The sequence below is a fragment of the Cobetia sp. SIMBA_158 genome, from assembly GCF_046566945.1.
Lineage (GTDB): Bacteria > Pseudomonadota > Gammaproteobacteria > Pseudomonadales > Halomonadaceae > Cobetia > Cobetia amphilecti.
On record NZ_JAWJYL010000133.1, the window covers coordinates 1 to 346 of the forward strand.

General features: G+C 46.8%; 1 pseudogene. It reads left to right on the plus strand.

Annotation, left to right across the window (positions count from 1 at the left end):
- Positions 1 to 346, plus strand: a pseudogene (locus tag R2R70_RS19300) (DNA polymerase); the annotation flags it as partial.

Here is a 346-nt window from a genome sequence, read left to right on the forward strand (position 1 = left end):
CGAAGAAGGTAAACCGGTTATCCGTCTGTTCAAAAAAGAAAACGGTGAATTCAAAATCGAACACGACCGTACCTTCCGTCCGTACAGCTACGCGCTGCTGAAAGACGACTCTAAAATCGAAGAAGTTAAAAAAATCACCGCGGAACGTCACGGTAAAATCGTTCGTATCGTTGACGCGGAAAAAGTTGAAAAAAAATTCCTGGGTCGTCCGATCACCGTTTGGCGTCTGTACTTCGAACACCCGCAGGACGTTCCGACCATCCGTGAAAAAATCCGTGAACACTCTGCGGTTGTTGACATCTTCGAATACGACATCCCGTTCGCGAAACGTTACCTGATCGACAAA